Source organism: Streptomyces sp. NPDC056160 (genome assembly GCF_042268205.1).
Taxonomy (GTDB): Bacteria; Actinomycetota; Actinomycetes; order Streptomycetales; family Streptomycetaceae; genus Streptomyces.
Genome location: NZ_JBHJUW010000073.1, coordinates 1 through 18,396, shown reverse-complemented (window position 1 = coordinate 18,396; position 18,396 = coordinate 1). Strand labels below are relative to the sequence as shown.

The window sequence follows — 18,396 nt, the reverse complement described above, 5'->3', positions numbered from 1 at the left end:
GGTGGCCGCTCGTCAGGCCGGGCGTTTGAACATCCGGGTGGCTGTGATCTCGCTGTGCACCGTCTCCTCTGCCGGGGTCTGCCGGGGCAGCCCGGGCCGCAGGTGTTCCTCGACGCTGATGTACTTCAGCCCGGCCCGGAGGTCGGCGTCGTTGCGCAACCGGATGACCAGCGGGAACTCCGCCAGCGCGGTCGTGTCGAACAGGCCGGTGGTGTAGAGGAGCTGCACGCCGAGCGCGTCGGAGACGGCCCGCTGGAGTTCCAGCAGGTAGGTGGCGTTGGCGCGGCCGATGGGGTTGTCCAGGAACAGGGTGCCCGCGTGGCGGTGCTTGTCGCGGCCCCGGTCGTTCGAGCGCAGGGCCGCCATCGTGCAGTACAGGGCGATCGCGGCGGTGAGCAGCTGGCCGCCCGAGAAGACGTCGCCCATCTGCCCGACGGGGACGCGTTCGGCCCGCAGCACGGCGTCCGGCTTGAGGATCTCCACGGCGACGCCCTTGGGCTGGAGGGCGGCGGCCACCCCGCGCAGCAGCAGGGACATGCCGTCGCGGCGCAGGTCCGAGTTCTTCCTGACGGCGGCGCGGGTGGCGTCGTCGATGACCTCGCCGAGGCGCTCGGTCAGGGTGGCCTGGTCGGGTTCCTCGAAGCGGATGCGCAGGAACTCCTGCCCCGACCACTCGCCGAGCCCCTCGGGAAGGCGGGACAGGCGCTGGGCGGAGCGGAGCGTGGCGAGCGCCGACTCCACGAGGCCGCGAAGCCGGTCCACGATCGAGTCGCGGTTGCGCTCCAGCTGGGCCAGTTCGTCGGTGAGGACGCGCAGCCGAGGCGCGAAGGCCTCGGCCCATTTGCCGGCGTGCTCGGGCAGCGCGGAGGCGGGCAGTTCGCGGATCTGCTGCCGGGCGGGCGTGCGGACCTGCTCGTAGCGGGTGGAGTTGGCGTGCCGGACGAGGATGTCGCTCGCCTCGCGTACGGCTCCTTCGGCGGCGGACAGGTCGGCCGCGCAGCCGCGCAGCGACCTGCGGGCCTCGGCCGCCGCCTGGCGGGCCGCCTCCGGGCTGCCGGGGTACGGCTCGGCTTCCTCCTGCTCCTCGTCACCGGTGTGCTCGCGCAGCAGGTCGCGGAGCATGGCGGCGATCTCGTCGAAGCCGCCTGCGGCGTCCTCGGCGGCGCGGTGGGCGTCCAGCAGCTCGCCGTGCGCCTCGCGGGCTCCGTCCAGCGCCTCGGTGCGGGCGCCGAGTTCGGCGGTGGCGGTGCGCAGCAGCGCCTGGGCGTGCTCGGCGTCGCGCGGGAGGAGGTCGTCGGGCAGCTCGGTGTGGGTCTCGGCGTCCACGGGTGCGAGCCGTTCGGCTTCGCCGCGCAGCCGGCCGAGCTGCTCGCTCGCGGTGGACATCCGGGTCTCCAGGAGCTGCACGAGCTCCTCCGCGCGCGCGGCGGCGGCCTGCCGGGACGGGCCGTCCGAGCCGTCGGGGGACTCGAGGAGCTGCTCCGCGCGGGTGCGGACCTTGTTGCTGAGGCGGTCCAGTTCGGCGCGGGCGGCGCTCTCGTCGCCCTCCGCGCGGGCCTGTTCGGCGCGCAGGTCGGCGCCGACACCGACCTTCTCGTAGACCTGGGAGGCGGCGCGGTAGGCCTCGCGCAGGGCGGGCAGGGACGCCTTCGGCGCGTCCCCGTCGGCCTCGGGTACGTCGTCGGGGGCGCCGGCGATCTCGGAGCGCTCGGCGCGCAGCGCGCGGGCGGTGCGGCGGGCGTCGTCGGCGGCGCGCTGGGCGGCACGCCGGTCCTCGTCGGCGGCGCGGGCGCGCTCCAGGCAGGTCTGGGCGCGGGCCTCCGACTCGGCGGCCTCGTCGGCGAGTTCGCGCAGTCTGGCCTGCCAGCCGGCGCGCTCGCGCAGCCGGAAGGCGAGCCCGGCGAGGGCGTCGGCGGCGCGCCGGGCCTTCTGTGCTCCCTCCTGCCGCTCGTCGCGTACCTGAGCGGCCTCGGCCGCGGCTTCCTCGGCCTGGGCGCGGACGGCGCGGGCCTCGGCCAGCTCGGCCTCGGCCTCCTCCGCGAACGTGCGGGTGTCCTGGGCGCCCGTGGCCAGTTCGGCCAGCCGTCCGGCGGGGCAGCCGGTGCGCCAGGAGGCGAGGCGGGCCGCCAGTTCGCGGTCCTTGCCGAGCCGGGCGGCGAGGCGGCGGATCTCCTCGTCCCGCTCGGTCGCCCTGGCGCGCAGTGCCTGCCGTTCCTCGTCGGCGGCGTGCTCGTCGTGCATGGCCGGGTTCGGCGGGACCAGGAAGACGTCGGTGGTGGTGGCGTCCGCTGCCGGGGTGGGCGCGAGCAGGGCCGCCGCGGTGCCGACGGCCACGGCGGAGCGGGGCAGCAGCGCCGCGTCGGCCAGGGCGTCACGGGCCCGGGCGTGCGTGTCCGGGTCGGTGATGATCACGCCGTCGACGAGTTCGGGCCGGGCGGCCAGCACACGCGCATGGTCGGCGGGGTCGACGGCCTGGGCGAGGTAACGCCAGCCGGGCAGGGCCGGGATGCCGTGCTCGCCGAGGAATTCGACGGTGGCCAGGACGTCGGGTCCGGGCGGCAGCAGGCCACCGTCGCCGAGGGCGCCCAGGATCCGGGAGTCGTCGGCCGCGGCAGTGCGCAGTTCGAACAGGTGCCGCTCGGCGGAGGAGACGGCGTCGTCGAGGAGGGCGCGCAGTTCGTCGGCGAAGCGGTCCAGCTCTTCGGCGGTCAGGGAGTCCTCGGCGAGGCGGAGGGCGCTGTCGGCGCGTGTGTCCGTCTCGGGTACGGGCGTCTTCCCCGTGCCCGCGGTGTGCTCGGAGCCCGTGCGCGGGCCCGGTACGCCGGGCCGCCCGACCGCGGTGGCCGGCAGGTTCAGCAGCTCCGCGAGCCGCTGCTCGCCCGCCAGGGTCTCGGCGGTGCGCCGTTCGGCTTCGTGGGCCCGTTCGGCCGCCGCCGTCGCGTCGGCCGCGCGGGCCGCGGTGAGTTCCGCGCGGGACTCGGCCGAGGCGGCTTCGCGTGCGTGTTCCGCGCTCCTGCGGGCGGCTTCGCGGGCCTCGTCCCAGGCGGCGACGGCCGTCTTCTCGGCGTCGCTGGCGGCCAGGGCGGCGCGGGCCGGGTCGGCGTCGGGCGCGCTGTCGTCGAGCCAGCCGGCGCGGACGGCCTCGGCGGTCTCCTGCTCGACCTCGGCGAGCCGCTGACGCAGATGCCCGGCCTCGCTGCGGGCGCGCTGCGCCTCGGTGGCGGCGGCGGTCGCGTCGCGGTGGGCCGTCTCGCCGGCCTCCTGGAGCTGTGCGGAGCGCTCCTCGCCCTCGTTGGCGAGGGCTTCGGCGCGCTCCGCCGCCGCGTGCAGGGCCCGTACGAGGTCCACGGCGGCCCGGGCGCGGGCGGCGAGGGCGGGGGCAGCGTCCCGTTCGGCCTCCTGGATGGCGGCGGAGACGCGGGAGACGCGGTCGGCGGCGGCGCGGTGGCGCAGGGCGGCCTCGGCGGCCTGCCAGGCGGAGTGGAGGGTGCGGGCGTCGGCCAGTTCGCGCTTCTGCGCGGCGGCGGACTTCTCCGCCGCGGTCAGGGCCAGGGAGGCGTGGCGGTAGGCGAGTTCGGCGGCGATCAGCGCGCTGCGCTCACGGGCACCCTCCGAATGCGTGACCGTGTAGGCGGCGGCGGTGACGCGCTGGGCGAGGTCGGCGGCGCGTACCCGCTCCCGCACCGCTCGGGCGGCCAGCCGCCGTGCCAGGGTGCGGGTGCGCCGTTCGGCTGCGGTGTGGATGTCACGCGCACGGGTGCGGGCCTCGGCGGCCTCGACGATCCGGCCGAGCAGGTCCACGGACCCGGCGGTGAAGTCGCGTTCGGCGATGAGTTCGGCGCGCCGGCCGAGTTTGTTGCCGAAGCCGCTGACCAGGTCGGCGAGTCCGTCGGTGTCGCGGGTGTCGGTGACGGCGCGCAGCAGCAGGTCGGTGAAGTCGGAGTCCTTCTTCACCGCGAACAGGCCGGCCGCCTCGCCCTCGTCGGCGTTCATCTCCCGCTGGTAGCGGAAGAGTTCGGGGTCGAGGCCCAGGTCGCCGAGGTGTTCGATCCAGCGGTCGTGGATCTCCTCCCAGTGCACTTCGAGGTGCGGGTAGGCCTTGCCCGCGTCGGTGAGGGCGTCCCGGAAGCCCTTCATGGTGCGGCGCCGGCCCTGCGCGCCGGAGGCACCTTCCACGGGCGGGCGTACGGAGGTTGCCTCGGCGACGGGAAGGTTGTCCAGGGTGAGCCCGGGGCCGGGCCGGAAGGAGTACCAGGCCTCGGCGAACTTGCGCGGGTCGTTGGAGACCTGCCGTCCGCGCCACTCGCTGACCTTGCCGACGACGACGCACTCGCCGGTCTGCACGTGCTGCCACTCCAGGGCCACGTGGCCGCAGTCGTCGGCGAGCAGGAACTTGCGCAGCACACCGGAGCTGGCGCCGCCGAGGGTGTTGCGATGGCCGGGCAGCATCACGGAGAAGATCAGCTTGAGCAGGACCGACTTGCCGCCGCCGTTCTCCAGGAAGAGCACGCCGGCGGGGGCGGGTCGGCGCGGCGGGCCGACCGGCTCCTCCTCGAAGAACTCCGCCTGGGTGGGCGCGGGATCGGGCACCGGCTCGCCCACGCCCCGCAGGTCGAGCACGGTGTCGGCGTAGCGAGCACCGGCCGGACCGATGGAGTAGAGGCGGACCCGGGACAGCTCGTACATGGCGGACTCTCGTCAGTTTTCTGGCGGTTCGGGGGAGGTTCAGTGCTGGGCGGGGGCGTGGAAGGGCAGGCCGGCGTCGGCCACCAGTTCCAGGTCGTCGCCGTCCTCTGCGGGCAGCAGGCTCGCCGTGCCGTCGGTGACGGGGACGACGCCCAGGTCCAGCAGTTCGGCCAGGGCGGCGCCGCCGGCCATGTCGCGCACCTGGAGCTGGTAGCGGGCGGTGGTGCGGTAGGTGCCGCCGTTCTCGTCGCCGGTGCGCTGCAGGAACCCGGAGTCGGTGAGGAACGCCAGGGCCTTGGCGACGATGCCCGTGGTGGAGGCGGCGGGGCGGCGGGCGTCCTTGGTGGCGCCGGTCGCGCTGCGTCTGGCCCAGATCCGCCAGGCGGCCTCCAGGCCGGGTGCGTCCGTGGCGGGGTCGGTGTTCTCGCCCTGCTCTTCGGCGCGCTCCTCCAGTCGGCGGCAGGCCTGGCGCACGAAGGCGTCGACGCCGTTGACCGTGACGCGGCCGATGTAGCCGTCGTCGGCCAGGTCCTCGGGGCGCGGGAAGGCGAGGGCGGCCACGGCGAGATGGGCGAGCCCGTGCAGGAAGCGGTCCGCGGAGTCGGCGGCGGTGCGCCGCGCGTAGTCGCCCATGCGAACGGCGAACACGGAGTCCTCGGCGGCGGTCACCGCCATGCCCGCGCGCGGGGACACCTCCAGGACGACCAGGCCGAGTCCGGCGGCCACGGCGTCCGCGAGGCGGGCGAACGCCGGGTCCTCGCGGTGCCGGCGCAGCAGGTCGGCGTACTCCTGGTCCCGGGCGGGCTGCAGTCTGGGCTGCAGCCCGAAGGCGACGAGCCGGGCCGCGTCGGCGGCGTCGGCGGGGGTGACGGCGCCGGTCGCGGACGGGGCGGGGGTCTCCGCCTCGTTCCACTCGACGTGCTCACTCACTGCTGGGGCTCCTTGTCACGCTCTCGCTCACTCGTGCTGCTTCCGTCCGGTACACGGCTCATGAAGCCGCCGCCCGGTCCGCGGCTCATGCGGCTCCCGTCCGGTCCGCGGTTCGTGAAGCCGCCGCCCGGTCCGCGTCTCACGCGGCTTTCGTCCGGCTCGTGCCTCATGCGGCTTCCGTCCGGTCCGCCGCCATCCCGGCCGCGTCGAGGAGCGCGGTCCCGACGATCAGGTCGGCGCCGCCGAACTCCGGGTCGTCCAGTTCCGTGCCGTCGTCCACGGCGAAGAGCAGCTTCTCCTCGCCCTGCCGGTAGGCGGTGCCGACCGGCGGGCTGGCCGCGTGCACGGCCAGCAGCGCGACCAGGTAGGGCAGGTCGGCGTCCGCGCGGCGGGCCTCGGCGAGCAGGCCCGACAGCCGGCGCGGGACGTCGGCGGGCAGGTCCAGCAGCTCCATGGCGGCCGCCAGTTGCTCCTCGCTGAACCGGCTGTCGTCCGGCGTGGCGATCAGGTCGGGTTCGGGCATCTCGGCGCCCAGGTGCTCCCGTTCCACGGGCGGCGTGAGCAGGATGTCGACGAGGTCGGAGACCCTGACGGAGACGGGGGTACGCAGCCCGGTCCCGTGGGCGAAGAAGGCGTCCGTGACCCGGATCGCGCCTTCCAGCGGGAGCGGCAGGGTGGGGGCGAGCAGGTGGCCGTAGAGGTCGGTTCCCGAGGTGGTGAGCGGCGTGGCGAAGGCCTGTCGGTCCTGTTCGGCGCGGAAGAGGGGGCCGGCCTCCAGCAGCCGGGACTGCAGCTGGGTGTGTCTGCGGATGCAGTCCTTGACGATGTCGACCAGTTCGGCGGCGCGCCGCTTGTGCTCGGGCTCCTCGGTCTCGTCACGCGCCTTGCGGATGTTGGTCAGGATCGCGTTCTCGTGCCGGTAGCGGTCGGCGACGTGGTCCAGCGCCTCGGCGATCATGTCGGGTACGGCGCTCAGCCAGTCAACCGCGCGGACGTTGCGCCGGGTCGCGTCCAGGGCCCTGCGCAGGGTCTCCGAGTACTGCACGGTCCGGTAGCGGGCCTGCTCGGCGGCGAGCTGCGCGTCGGCGAGCCGGCCGCGGTTGATGAGCACCTCCAGCTTGACCTCGGCGGCGATCTGGGCGCTGGTGACGTCGGTGTCCAGGGCGCCCACGAGGACGTTGACCGCCTCGTCCGTCGTGCGCAGGTAGACGCTGCCGCCGGGGCCGGGCACCTCCTCGATCAGCTTGAAGTCGTAGTCGCGGCGCACGTAGGTGCCGTCCGGCGCGAACGTGCCGTACACCGCGCGGAAGCCGCGGTCGGCGCTGCCCACGTTGATCAGGTTCTCCAGGACCCAGCGGGCGACGCGCTCGTGCTCGGCGGCGGGGCGCTGCGGGGCCTGGGCGGCGACGCGCGGGACGAGCCGGGCCACGATCTGGTCGTGGTCGGCACCGGTGTCGAAGTCCATGTTGAGCGTGACCAGGTCGATGGCGGCGAGGGCGACCTCCGCCATGCCGTACACCGAGTACTCGCCGGCGAGGTTCGCCTTGCGCGCGTCCAGGTCGTGCAGCGGCGCGGTGCACGCGAGCGCGCGCAGTCGCCGCGCCAGTCCCTCGTCGGCGGCCGGGCCCGGCGCGGGGCGCGGCCCCGCGCTGAACTGGGGCGGAACGCTGTCCGTCGATGCAGGCGAAGTCACGGTGCACAGACTAGGTCCTCGGTCTGACAACGACCCAAACGGCGCAGACGCACCCTCGTACCACCGCCGACGCACCGGGGCCCGGCGGCCGGACGCCCTCGCACCACCGCCGTCACACCCGGGCCGGGCACCCTCGCACATGCGCCCGGACACCCTCGCGCCACCGCGGCCGGGGCCGGTGCGGACGGGCCGCTACGCGTCCTGGCCGACCCGGCGCCGGTACACCTCCACCACCTTGTCCAGCGAGTCGTCGAGGTAGACCGCGAGCTGCTTCTCCGCCCGGTGCCGGTCGCCGCTCCGGAGGATCTGGAGGAGCTGCTCGTTGCGGCTGAGGTAGGGCTCGTGCAGCCGCCGGGGGTCGTCCACGACGTGGAACGCCAGGCGCAGTTCGGCGAAGACGCTGCGCATCAGCTCGTCGGTGCGCTCGCTCCCGGCGAGCGCGACCAGTTCGCGGTGGAAGTGGATGTTGGCGGTGCCCAGCGTCTTCCAGTCGGCTTCGCGCGCGGCCCGCCGGCCCTCCTCGACGGCCGTGGCGACGCCGCCGAGTGCGTACGGAGGCTCGCCCAGGCCGCGGACGACGGCGCACTCGACGAGGCGGCGGGTGCGGTAGATGTCCTCGACGTCCTGGACGGCCAGTACGCGTACGAAGACGCCCCGGTTCAACTCGTGTACGAGCAGCCGCTCGTGCGTGAGCAGCCGGAACGCCTCGCGCAGCGTGTTGCGGGAGACGCCGAGCGCCCCGCCGATGCTGTCCTCCGACAGCCGAGTGCCGGGCGGGAAGTAGCCCTCGGCGATGCGGCTCCTGAGGATGTCCGCGACCCGTTCGGCGGTGCTGGTGCGCCCCAGTAGGACCCGGTCGTCCGCCAGCGGCGTCAGCTGCTCTCCCATGCCCGGAATTCAACCGCAAGCGCAGACAAGAGGACAAGACGACAGAGGGATCGATGGATTGTTCAACGATCCATTACCCGCTTCTGGCCGACGCCCGGGGCAGGCGTGGCGCGCGGCCCGGAGCGGGCCGCGCCCCTCACACCGGGCGGGGCCGCGTCCCTCACACCGGGCGGGAGCACGCCCCTCACACCGGGCGCAAAGGACGGCGAGGGCCCGGCCGGACGTTCACCCGGTGGGGAGGTCGGGCTCGAACCGGCTGCGTACGGCCGTCTGGACCTCGTCCTCCTCGGCCGGGTCGGCGGCGAGCCGGCGCAGTTGCTCGACGACGCGCTGGTCGGCGGTCTCGGCATGCCGTGCGGCCACCTCGCGGGTGCTCTCCTCGCAGTCCCACAGGCATTCGACGGCGAACCCGGCGGCGAAGGAAGGGTCGGTCGCGGCCAGCGCGCGGGCGGCGCGACCGCGGAGATGGGAGGAGGCGGTCTCACGGTAGATGTGCCGCAGAACGGGTGCGGCGCAGGCGATGCCCAGCCGTCCGGCGCCGTCCACGAGGGTCCACAAGGTGGGCGCGTCGGGCCCTTCGCCCCGCACCGCCTCACGCAGGGCGGCCAGGACGAGATCGCGGTCACCGGCCCCGCCACGACAGGCGAGTACGCGTCCGGCGGCGGCCCCCAACGGGTCGGGACGTCCTGCCCAGGCGCGGGCCCGGTCGACGGCGGCGACGCTGCGCATGCGTTCGAAGGCGTCGACGGCCGCCTCGACGACGGCGGCCGTGCCGTCGGAGACGGCCGCCTCGATCAGGCCGAGGGTGTCCGGGTCGTTGCCGTCGGCCAGATAGCGCAGGGCCGTGCACCGGGCCCCGTCCGAGCCCCGCCGGGCGGCCCCCAGGATCTCGGGCCGGTCGCCGGGACCGGCCACGGCGGCCAGACAGCGGGCGGCCGGAACATGCAGGGCGGCGCCCCGTTCCACGCCCTGCTGGGCCCAGTCGAACACGGCCCGCACGCTCCAGCCGGGCCGGGGCCCGCTGGGACGCATCTGCCGCTGCCAGCGGTCGAAGCAGCCCGCCTCGTGGGCGGCGCGCACCCGGCCGGCGATCGAGGGGCGCCGGTCCTCGGCCCACAGCCGCCAGGGCCGGGGTTCGAAGGCGTCGCGGACGGCGGCGGCCAGCTCGGCCTCGCCTTCGGCGTCGGTGGCGAAGCGGGCCAGGACGGGCGCGGCCAAGGCACGCAGGCCGGCGTCGTCGTCGCGCAGCGCCAGCTCGTCCAGGGCCCACGCCCAGTTGGCACCGGTGGCGGCGTATCCGCGCAGGAGCGCGAGGGCGTCCCGCCTGCCGTAGGAGGCCAGGTGCCCGAGGACGGCGAGGGCGAGCCCCGTGCGGGACTCGTCGGTGTCCAGGGCGTCCTCGGGGTCGAAGAGGTGCGCCTCGATGGCGTCCAGCTCGCCGTGGAGATCGAGCAGGAGCCGGGCGTAGTACAGGGAGCGGTTCTCCACCTGCCAGTCGTGGCGGGGGTCGTTCAGCACACAGTGGTTCAGGGCCGCCAGCGCCTCGGCGCGGGGGGCGGTGAGCGCGTGCAGAGTGCCGTCGCCGCGGCCCCGCTGGAGCAGGCCGAGCAGCGTGCCGCTGGGCGCTATGACCGGATCGAACATGGGAAACAGCCTCACATCAAGCGTCGACGCAACCGGGGAACACGCACTACCTGGCCGCGTGACAACACGTCGGGGCGCCCGCCGTCTCTTGCTTGTTGTAGACCATCTTCCTCTGCCTCTCGTCGGTGGCCCATGCGGACCGCATCACGGTCCGCGCGGTGCGGCAACACCTGCCCAGCCATCGCGTCCGTGAATCACGACGTCATGATGACCCGGCGTCTGCGCTGCCGCGACCGAAATTTCCGGCGGCCCTGTACCGCCTCCCCCGTTTTCCGTGTCGTGGCTGTTCAGCGGGGAGCCTCAGATGGTGGCGCCCCGCGGTCTCACTGCTCGCCGAACAGGCGCAGCAACTCCGTACGGCCGAACATGCGGGCCGTGTCAAGGGCCGACGGCGTGCCCGCGGACGGGTCCGCGCCGCCCTCCAGCAGGGCCTCGATCACCGCCTGCTCGCCCTTGAAAACCGCCCCCGCGAGGGGTGTCTGACCGCGGTCGTTGACGCGGTCGGCCTCGGCACCGCGCTCCAGCAGGGCGCGGACCGCGTCGGCGTGGCCGTGGTAGGCGGCGAGCATGACGAGGGAGTCGCCCCGGTCGTTGGTGAGGTCGGCGGGTACGCCCGCGTCGACGTAGGCCACGAGCGCCTCGGTCCGCCCCTGCCGGGCCAGATCGAAGATCTTGGTCGCCAGCTCCACGACCTCGGGGTCGGGGGCATCACTCATCGGCCGGACCGCCTCTCACTGCGAACTTCGGGGACTGTGGGTACTGCGGGCACTGCTGGGCACCGCCGGAGTCTGCGCAGGTGTCGCTCTGGGGACTGCGCAGGTACTGCTCGGCACTGCCGGTCACTGCGGGGAGCAAGCGTACGGCCATGAGCGCCGGGCGGCCGTACGGGTGAATCGCCAGGGTACTGGCTCGTCCGGGACGGAACCCGGTGCGCCGGAGGTGAAGATCACCCCGGACCGGGCCGTATGCGACAGCGGGGCCCGCCGGCCCTCCGCACCATCCCCGCACCCCGGGGGTGATGAGGGGCATTTAACCCAGTTGCACCTTTTGTCATACAGATACATGCTGTGATCCTAGAAGGACTCAGGGTGACACCGTCCCCCTTCGACACCAGGAGATCTCACATGATCCTCTCCATCTCAGGCGTCGTCCTGTTCGGCGTCATCGGCTTCATCTTCTTCCGCAAGGACGGGCTGAAGCCCTCCCACGCGTGTGTGTCGACACTGTTCGGCTTCTACCTCTCCAGCACGGCGATCGCGCCGAGCATCAGAGCCGGCGGCGAGAGCCTGGCCAGCCTGCTCGGCGGCATGAGGTTCTGACGTCGCCCCGCCCCAGGACCCCGACACGCTCGACAAGCTCCGTCCAGGGGGGCGCCACGTCGCCCCTGAGCACTCCCAGGAGGCAGCAGTGGCCCGGCGCCCCCTCCCCCGCATTCTGAGCACAGGCGGCGCTCAGCTCGCCCGGAGCCGGGAGCTGGCCCGGACGGCGGCCGACAGCGCCACGGACGTCCTGCACCCGCTGATCACCATCGCCCGCGGTCTGCGCCGGCTCGCGGCCGCCGGCCGGCACAGATGGGCCCAGACCCCCAAGGACCGGCGCGGGCCGCTGCTGTTCCTGGTGGCCTCGGTGATCCTGGTGGTGGCGCTGGTGCCCTACGGTCCGCTGCTCGCCGCCGTGGTGGTGACGGGGGCAGCCGCCTGGCAGGGCCGCGACCGCACCCCGCCCGAGCCCGTGGACTCCGACGAGCCGCGCAAGCAGCGCCTGAGCACGCTGTACGAGGCGCTGGTCCCGTACTTCTCGGCCGCCGAGGACCCCGCGCCGCTGTACGCGCACGGCGGTGAGTGGGAGAAGGCCTTCCCGTCCTACGCCTTCGACGACTCCGGCCGTCTCTCCCACCTGCTGGTGCGCTACCCGGCGTACTTCACGGACGGCGAGCCCGAGGCCCGCGCGCGGATCGAGCACCTGCTGACCACCAAGGCCGGCCGCGGCCGGGAGTACCTCCTCGTCTGGGACGAGGAGGGCAACGAGCTGGCCGTCACCGCGCTGGCCCCGCTGCCCACGGGCATCGCCGCCCAGCGGTTCGTGACCGCACCGGGCGAGACGGTGCTCGGCTTCACCGACCCGAGCGAGGTCCAGCGCACGCTGCCCCTCACGTACGGCGAGGAGCAGCACGACGTCCCGCCGGTCGTCTGGCGCACCGGACTGCGCTCCACCGAGCCGCACCTGCTCGCCATGGGGCAGCCGGGAAGCGGCACCTCCACGCTGCTGCGCTCCCTCGCGCTCCAGGCGCTCCGGCACGGCGACGTCCTGATCGTCGACGGCGGCGGCACCGGCGAGTACGCCTGCCTGACCGGCCGCGACGGTGTCCTCGCGGTCGAGTGCGGGCTGGCCGGGGTCCGTACGAGCCTGGAGTGGGCGGCCACCGAGACCGAGCGCCGGCTGATCGCCGTCAACCGCGCACGGCAGGCGGGCCACCCACCGCCGCAGGACACCATGCGTCCGCTGTGGCTGCTGCTCGACCGGCCGACCGCGTTCACGCACCTGGCCGCCGCGGAAGGACGTGAGGACCCGCAGGCGCTGCTCCAGGTACCGCTGCGGCACGGCCGCGCCGTCAACGTCACGGTCGTCGTCGCGGAGCAGTTCGACAGCGCCGAGGCGCTGAGCGACGCGCTGCGGCAGCACACACGCGCGCGCGTAGTGCTCGGCCCCGCCACGGCGGAGCAGTTGAAGGCCGTGCTCGGGGCGCCGCCGCACACCACGCCGCTGCCCGTCGTCCCGCCGGGGCGCGGGTACGCACGGCTGGGCACGGGGGCCGTGCACCGGCTCCAGGTGCCGGCCACGCCCGATCCGTACGACGACTGCACGAGCGACGCGCTGCGCGCGGCGGTGCAGGACCTGCTGCCGCCGAAGACCACACCGGCGGACGGGGAAACGGTGCCGGAGCCGACGACGGTGATGAGGACGACGGCCGTGAAGGTGACGAAGCCGGTGGAGGTCATGAAACCGGTGAAGGTGACGAAACCGGTGGAGGTCACGAAACCCGTGGAGGCGGCGAAGGCCGGAGGGGTGGCGGAGGCAGCAGGGGTCACCGTGGCCGCCGGGATCGCAGAAGCGGTGGAGTCAGCAGAGGCGGTGGAGGCTGCCGTGACGGAGGGGGTGGTGCCGGAGGCGGCCGTGGCCGAGCCGACCTGATCCCGGCGGTCTCGGACCCGGAGGTGCGCCGCCACCCCGTCCCCGAGGCCGCTTCGCCTCCCCGCCCCCGCCCACCCGGTTGCGCAGTTGCCGCGCCCGCCGCGGCTACGCCACGAACGTCCGCGGCGACTCGCCGCCTCCCGACGCGCCGGACTCCACCAGCCGGGCCGCCGCCGCGAGGCGTGTCGCCGCCTCCTCCGCCACCGCTCCGGTCACGGTGAACGGCAGCCGGACGTACCCTTCGAAGGCCCCGTCGACGCCGAAGCGCGGCCCCGAGGGCACCCGGACACCGACCCGCTCCCCCGCCTCGGCGAGGCGCGACCCCGACAGGCCGCCCGTGCGCACCCAGAGGGTCAGGCCGCCGCGGGGCACCTCGAACTCCCACTCGGGCAGTTCGCGGCGGACCGCCGCGACCAGCGCGTCGCGGTTCTCGCGGGCCTGGACCCGGCGGACCTCGACGGCCTGCTCCCAGCCGCCGGTGCTGAACAGCCAGTTCACGGCGAGCTGTTCCAGTACGGGGGTGCCGAGGTCGGCGTAGGCGCGCGCGGCGACCAGGCTGCGGATCACGTCGGGGGCGGCCCGTACCCAGCCGATCCGCATCCCGGCCCAGAACGCCTTGCTGGCGGACCCCACGGTGATCACCGTGGAGCCGGCCGGGTCGAAGCCGCACACCCGCCGGGGCATGTCCACGTCCGGCTCCAGGTACAGCTCGCTCATCGTCTCGTCGACGACGAGCACCGTCCCGGCGGACCGGGCCGCCTCCACCAGACGGCGCCGCTGGTCCTCGTCCGCGAGGGCACCGGTCGGGTTGTGGAAGTCGGCGACGACGTAGGCGATCCGGGGCGCGGCCTCCCGCAGCACCTGGCGCCAGCGGTCCACGTCCCAGCCGGTGAGCCCTTCGGCCATCGCCACGGGCACGAGCCGGGCGCCCGCCTCCCGCATGAGCTGCAGGATGTTGGCGTAGGAGGGCGACTCCACGGCGATGCGCTCGCCCCGGCCGCCGAAGAGGTGGCAGATGGCGTCGATGGCGCCCATCGCGCCGGTGGTCACCATGATCTGCTCGGGCATGGTCGGGATGCCGCGCGCGGTGTACCGCTCGGCGATCATCGAGCGCAGCGCGGGCAGGCCCGCCGGGTAGTCCCCGTGTGTGTGGGCGTAGGGCGGCAGCTCCTCCAGGGCGCCCTGGACCGCGCGGGTGAGCCATGGCTCCGGGGCCGGAAGGGCCGCGGTGCCGAGGTCGATCACCGAGCCCAGGGCCTCCGGCGGGAGGGGTTCGAGCCCCCGCGCGGGCAGCGGATTGCCGGCCGGGACCGCGGTCCAGCTGCCCGCTCCGCGCCGCGACTCCAGGAAGCCCTCGGTGCGCAGCGCCTCGTAGGCGGCGGCGACCGTGGTGCGGCTGACGGACAGGGCCAGGGCGAGTTCGCGCTCGGCGGGCAGCCGGGCGGCCACCGGAACCCTGCCCTCCAGGACCAGCAGCCGGACCCCGTCGGCGAGCGCACGGTAGGCGGGCGGGCGGCGCGAGCCGGGGCCCGCGGGGCGCTCCTGCTGGGAGTTGAGGAGCCGGGCGAGCTGCGCGGCCCCCACCGCCGAGGTCCACTGCGCCATGAGTACCAGTCCACCTTCCTCGAATTGGCCATGGATGGGTCACTTCCCCACGCCACAGAGTGGCACGGGTCAGGCCACTTTCACCACCGGTCCCCATTCGGGCCGCACCGCGACCCGCCACCGGTCCACCATCAGGGCCGCCACCGGTCCACCACCGATCCACCATCAGGGGCCGTCACCGGTCCGCCACCGGTCCACCGCGAGGACCATCACCAGGGGGAGCATCATGTCCATGCCGGACCGCCTCGGGCGGCGACTCGTCCAGCTCTACACCGGCCTCGTGCTGTACGGCGCCAGCTCCGCGCTGCTCGTGGAGGCCGGACTCGGTCTGGAACCCTGGGGCGTCCTGCACCAGGGCCTGGCCGAACTGTCCGGCCTGACGATCGGCGTCGTGTCGATCGTCGTGGGCGCGGTGGTGCTGCTGCTGTGGATCCCGCTGCGCCAGCGGCCCGGCCTCGGCACCGTCTCCAACGTCTTCGTGGTGGGGCTCGCCATGGACGGCACCCTGGCCCTGGTGCCCGACCCCCGCACCCTGGCGGTGCGGATCCCGGTACTGGTGGCGGGCATCCTGCTCAACGGCGCGGCGACCGGTCTCTACATCTCCGCCCGTTTCGGGCCCGGACCCCGGGACGGGCTGATGACGGGGCTCCACCGGCGCACCGGCCGCTCGATCCGCCTCATGCGCACGGCCGTCGAGGTGGCGGTCGTGGTCACCGGCTTCCTCCTCGGCGGCACGATCGGGGTCGGCACCCTGGTCTACGCCGTCTCGATCGGCCCGCTGGCCCAGCTCTTCCTGCGGGTCTTCGCCTCGCCCGCGGCCCCGGGCGTTGCCACCGGGACACCCGAAAGGGTGATACTGCGTCCGTGACCACGCCCGTACGACATCCATACCTCGACCACCCCGGGCCCCTCGCCTTCGCACACCGCGGTGGGGCGGCCGACGGGCTGGAGAACACCGTGGCGCAGTTCCGCAGGGCGGTCGAGCTCGGGTACCGGTACATCGAGACCGATGTCCACGCCACGGCCGACGGGCACCTGGTCGCCTTCCACGACGCGACGCTCGACCGCGTGACCGACGGGGCGGGCCGGATAGCCGACCTGCCGTGGGCCGAGGTGCGCCGCGCGCGCGTGGCGGGCCGCGAGCCGGTGCCGCTGTTCGAGGAACTGCTGGCGGCGTTCCCCGAGGTCCGGTGGAACGTCGACGTCAAGGCGGAGCCCGCGCTGCGGCCCCTGCTGGAGGTGATCGAACGGGCGGACGCCTGGGGGAGGGTATGCGTCGGGTCGTTCTCGGAGGCGCGCGTCGAGCGGGCGCAGCGCCTGGCCGGACCGCGCCTGGCGACGTCGTACGGCACGCGCGGGGTGCTGGGTCTGCGGCTGCGCTCCTGGGGCGTACCGGCCGCAGTGCGCCGGTCGGCCGTCGCCGTGCAGGTGCCGGTGGCGCAGTCGGGCGTCCCGGTGGTCGATCGGCTGTTCCTGCGCGCTGCCCACGCGCGGGGCCTGCACGTGCACGTGTGGACCATCAACGAGCCCGAGGAGATGCACCGGCTCCTCGACCTCGGCGTCGATGGCATCATGACCGATCACATCGACACGCTGCGCAAGGTCATGGAGGAGCGGGGCGTCTGGGCCTGAGCCCGGCCGCGACCGCTGTCGCCCCGGAGGCCGGCTCGGCGGCTGAGGCGGGGAAGCGAGGGCGCGGGTGGGCACCGGCACCGTGCGGGCACGGACGGACGACGGGATTGCGGAACGGCGGCGCGAGCAGCGCGGCTGGTACTTCTACGACTGGGCGTGCTCCGTCTACTCCACCAGCGTGCTCACCGTGTTCCTGGGGCCCTATCTGACCTCGGTCGCCCGGTCGGCGGCGGACTCCGGCGGGTTCGTGCACCCGCTGGGGATCCCGGTGCGGGCCGGGTCGTTCTTCGCGTACTGCGTCTCGCTGTCGGTGATCGTGGCGATCGTGGTCATGCCGCTCGCGGGCGCGGCGGCCGACCGGACCGGCCGCAAGAAGCCGCTGCTGGCGACCGCCGCCTACGTGGGCGCGGCGGCGACGACGGCCCTCTTCCTCCTGGACGGCCACCGCTACCTGCTGGGCGGCTTCCTGCTGATCGTGGCCAACGCGTCGGTCGCGGTCTCGATGGTGCTCTACAACTCCTACCTGCCGCAGATCGCGCGTGCTGAGGAGCGGGACGCGGTCTCCTCCCGCGGGTGGGCGTTCGGCTACGCGGCCGGCTCGCTCGTGCTCGTGGCGAACCTGGTGCTGTTCACCGCCCACGACTCCTTCGGTGTGTCGGAGGCGATGGCGGTCCGCATCTGCCTGGCGTCAGCGGGCCTGTGGTGGGGCGTCTTCACCCTCGTACCGCTGAAGCGGCTGCGCGACCGGCGGACGGGGGCCGCCGCACCGCCGGGGCACGGCTGGCGGCAACTGGCGGCCACCGTGCGGGACATGCGGGGCAAACCGCTCACACTCGCCTTCCTGCTGGCGTACCTCGTCTACAACGACGGCATCCAGACGGTGATCTCCCAGGCGTCGGTGTACGGCTCGGAGGAGCTGGGGCTCAGCCAGTCGACCCTGATCACGGCCGTGCTGATGGTGCAGGTGCTGGCGGTGGCCGGGGCCCTGGGGATGGGACGGCTGGCCCGCACGTACGGGGCGAAGCGGACGATCCTCGCCTCGCTGGTCGCCTGGACCCTCACCCTGGGCGCCGGATACTTCCTGCCGGCCGGGGCCCCGGTGTGGTTCTTCGTGCTGGCGGCCGGGATCGGTCTCGTCCTCGGCGGCAGCCAGGCGCTGTCCAGGTCGCTGTTCTCGCAGCTGGTCCCGCCCGGCAAGGAGGCCGAGTACTTCTCGGCGTACGAGATGAGCGACCGGGGCATGAGCTGGCTGGGGCCGCTGCTGTTCGGGATCACCTACCAGCTGACCGGGAGCTACCGGGACGCGATCGTCTCGCTCGTGGCGTTCTTCGTGATCGGGTTCGCGCTGCTCGCGCGGGTGCCGGTGGCGCAGGCGATCCGGGCCGCGGGCAACCCGGCGCCCGACCGGATTTAGCGCTGGAGGCGAAAGGGCTGTAGTGTACGCGTTTGGCCTGCCAGGCGTACCGTTACTGCGCGTCAAAGATGCCGAAACGCTGGGTGACATCTCCTTTCAGATGTGACAAACCGGGCGCCGGTGGGTACTGCACTGGTTGACAAGGCTGCGGCTACGACGGCGACACATGACCCGGAACGGGACATCGGAACGGGAATCTTTACCGCCGACCGGACGTTGACCGGATGACGACGACAGCGACACCTGTCCTGTGGGCGACAAGCCCGGGAGGCACGATTCATGAGTGAGCGAGCTCTTCGCGGCACGCGCCTCGTGGTGACCAGCTACGAGACGGACCGCGGTATCGACCTGGCCCCGCGCCAGGCCGTGGAGTACGCATGCGAGAAGGGGCACCGCTTCGAGATGCCCTTCTCGGTCGAGGCGGAGATCCCGCCGGAGTGGGAGTGCAAGGTCTGCGGGGCCCAGGCACTCCTGGTGGACGGCGACGGCCCGGAGGAGAAGAAGGCCAAGCCTGCGCGTACGCACTGGGACATGCTGATGGAGCGGCGCACCCGCGAGGAACTCGAAGAGGTCCTCGAGGAGCGTCTCGCCGTACTGCGGTCCGGGGCGATGAACATCGCCGTTCATCCCCGGGACAGCCGCAAGAGCGCATAGCCCCGCGCGGCGTGGGCCGGTTACCAGCGCACCTCGAACAGGACGGGCGCCGTACGCG

The 18,396-nt window shown here is 74.0% G+C and carries 13 protein-coding genes; 6 read left to right on the top strand and 7 right to left on the bottom strand.

What is annotated here, in order from left to right; all coding sequences use genetic code 11:
- Positions 1 to 12: 12 nt before the first annotated feature.
- From ACFC02_RS25030 to ACFC02_RS25005, 6 genes are all read right to left on the bottom strand, one after another.
- On the bottom strand, positions 13 to 4,686 hold the full coding sequence (locus tag ACFC02_RS25030) for a hypothetical protein (RefSeq protein WP_376361425.1): 4,674 nt from the start codon (positions 4,684 to 4,686) through the stop codon (positions 13 to 15).
- A 39-nt stretch (positions 4,687 to 4,725) separates the two neighbouring features.
- Complete coding sequence (locus ACFC02_RS25025) at positions 4,726 to 5,616, bottom strand: hypothetical protein (protein ID WP_376361423.1); 891 nt, start codon at positions 5,614 to 5,616, stop codon at positions 4,726 to 4,728.
- 166 nt (positions 5,617 to 5,782) lie between these two features.
- Entirely contained in the window at positions 5,783 to 7,309 is a 1,527-nt protein-coding gene (locus ACFC02_RS25020; RefSeq protein ID WP_376361420.1) for a hypothetical protein, read from the bottom strand.
- A 192-nt stretch (positions 7,310 to 7,501) separates the two neighbouring features.
- Positions 7,502 to 8,197: a GntR family transcriptional regulator gene (locus ACFC02_RS25015; RefSeq protein WP_376361417.1), complete on the bottom strand. Its 696-nt coding sequence runs from the start codon at positions 8,195 to 8,197 to the stop codon at positions 7,502 to 7,504.
- A gap of 225 nt (positions 8,198 to 8,422) precedes the next feature.
- On the bottom strand, positions 8,423 to 9,841 hold the full coding sequence (locus ACFC02_RS25010) for a HEAT repeat domain-containing protein (RefSeq protein WP_376361415.1): 1,419 nt from the start codon (positions 9,839 to 9,841) through the stop codon (positions 8,423 to 8,425).
- Positions 9,842 to 10,164: 323 nt separating this feature from the next.
- Positions 10,165 to 10,557 (bottom strand): ankyrin repeat domain-containing protein, encoded by a 393-nt coding sequence (locus ACFC02_RS25005; protein WP_376361412.1) that lies wholly within the window; start codon positions 10,555 to 10,557, stop codon positions 10,165 to 10,167.
- Between the two features lie 408 nt (positions 10,558 to 10,965).
- Between ACFC02_RS25005 and ACFC02_RS25000 the strand changes: the two genes are divergently transcribed.
- Positions 10,966 to 11,160 carry a hypothetical protein gene (locus ACFC02_RS25000; RefSeq protein WP_360978228.1) on the top strand — a complete coding sequence of 65 codons (195 nt, stop codon included), beginning with the start codon at positions 10,966 to 10,968 and terminating at the stop codon, positions 11,158 to 11,160.
- Positions 11,161 to 11,248: 88 nt separating this feature from the next.
- Positions 11,249 to 13,033 (top strand): hypothetical protein, encoded by a 1,785-nt coding sequence (locus tag ACFC02_RS24995; RefSeq protein ID WP_376361408.1) that lies wholly within the window; start codon positions 11,249 to 11,251, stop codon positions 13,031 to 13,033.
- A gap of 105 nt (positions 13,034 to 13,138) precedes the next feature.
- On the opposite strand, the gene ACFC02_RS24990 is transcribed toward ACFC02_RS24995, so the two are convergent.
- Positions 13,139 to 14,638: a PLP-dependent aminotransferase family protein gene (locus ACFC02_RS24990; RefSeq protein WP_376361405.1), complete on the bottom strand. Its 1,500-nt coding sequence runs from the start codon at positions 14,636 to 14,638 to the stop codon at positions 13,139 to 13,141.
- Positions 14,639 to 14,864: 226 nt separating this feature from the next.
- On the opposite strand from ACFC02_RS24990, the gene ACFC02_RS24985 reads away from it, so the two are divergent.
- The 4 genes from ACFC02_RS24985 to ACFC02_RS24970 all read left to right on the top strand — a co-directional run bounded on the left by ACFC02_RS24985 (position 14,865) and on the right by ACFC02_RS24970 (position 18,338).
- Entirely contained in the window at positions 14,865 to 15,506 is a 642-nt protein-coding gene (locus ACFC02_RS24985) for a YitT family protein (protein WP_376361402.1), read from the top strand.
- Entirely contained in the window at positions 15,503 to 16,270 is a 768-nt protein-coding gene (locus ACFC02_RS24980) for a glycerophosphodiester phosphodiesterase (RefSeq protein WP_376361399.1), read from the top strand. The genes ACFC02_RS24985 and ACFC02_RS24980 overlap by 4 nt, the downstream gene beginning before the upstream one ends.
- 67 nt (positions 16,271 to 16,337) lie before the next feature.
- Entirely contained in the window at positions 16,338 to 17,684 is a 1,347-nt protein-coding gene (locus ACFC02_RS24975; RefSeq protein WP_376361396.1) for an MFS transporter, read from the top strand.
- A gap of 279 nt (positions 17,685 to 17,963) precedes the next feature.
- Positions 17,964 to 18,338, top strand: coding sequence for an RNA polymerase-binding protein RbpA (locus ACFC02_RS24970; protein ID WP_003977404.1), 375 nt, complete (start codon positions 17,964 to 17,966; stop codon positions 18,336 to 18,338).
- The last annotated feature ends 58 nt before the right edge of the window (positions 18,339 to 18,396 follow it).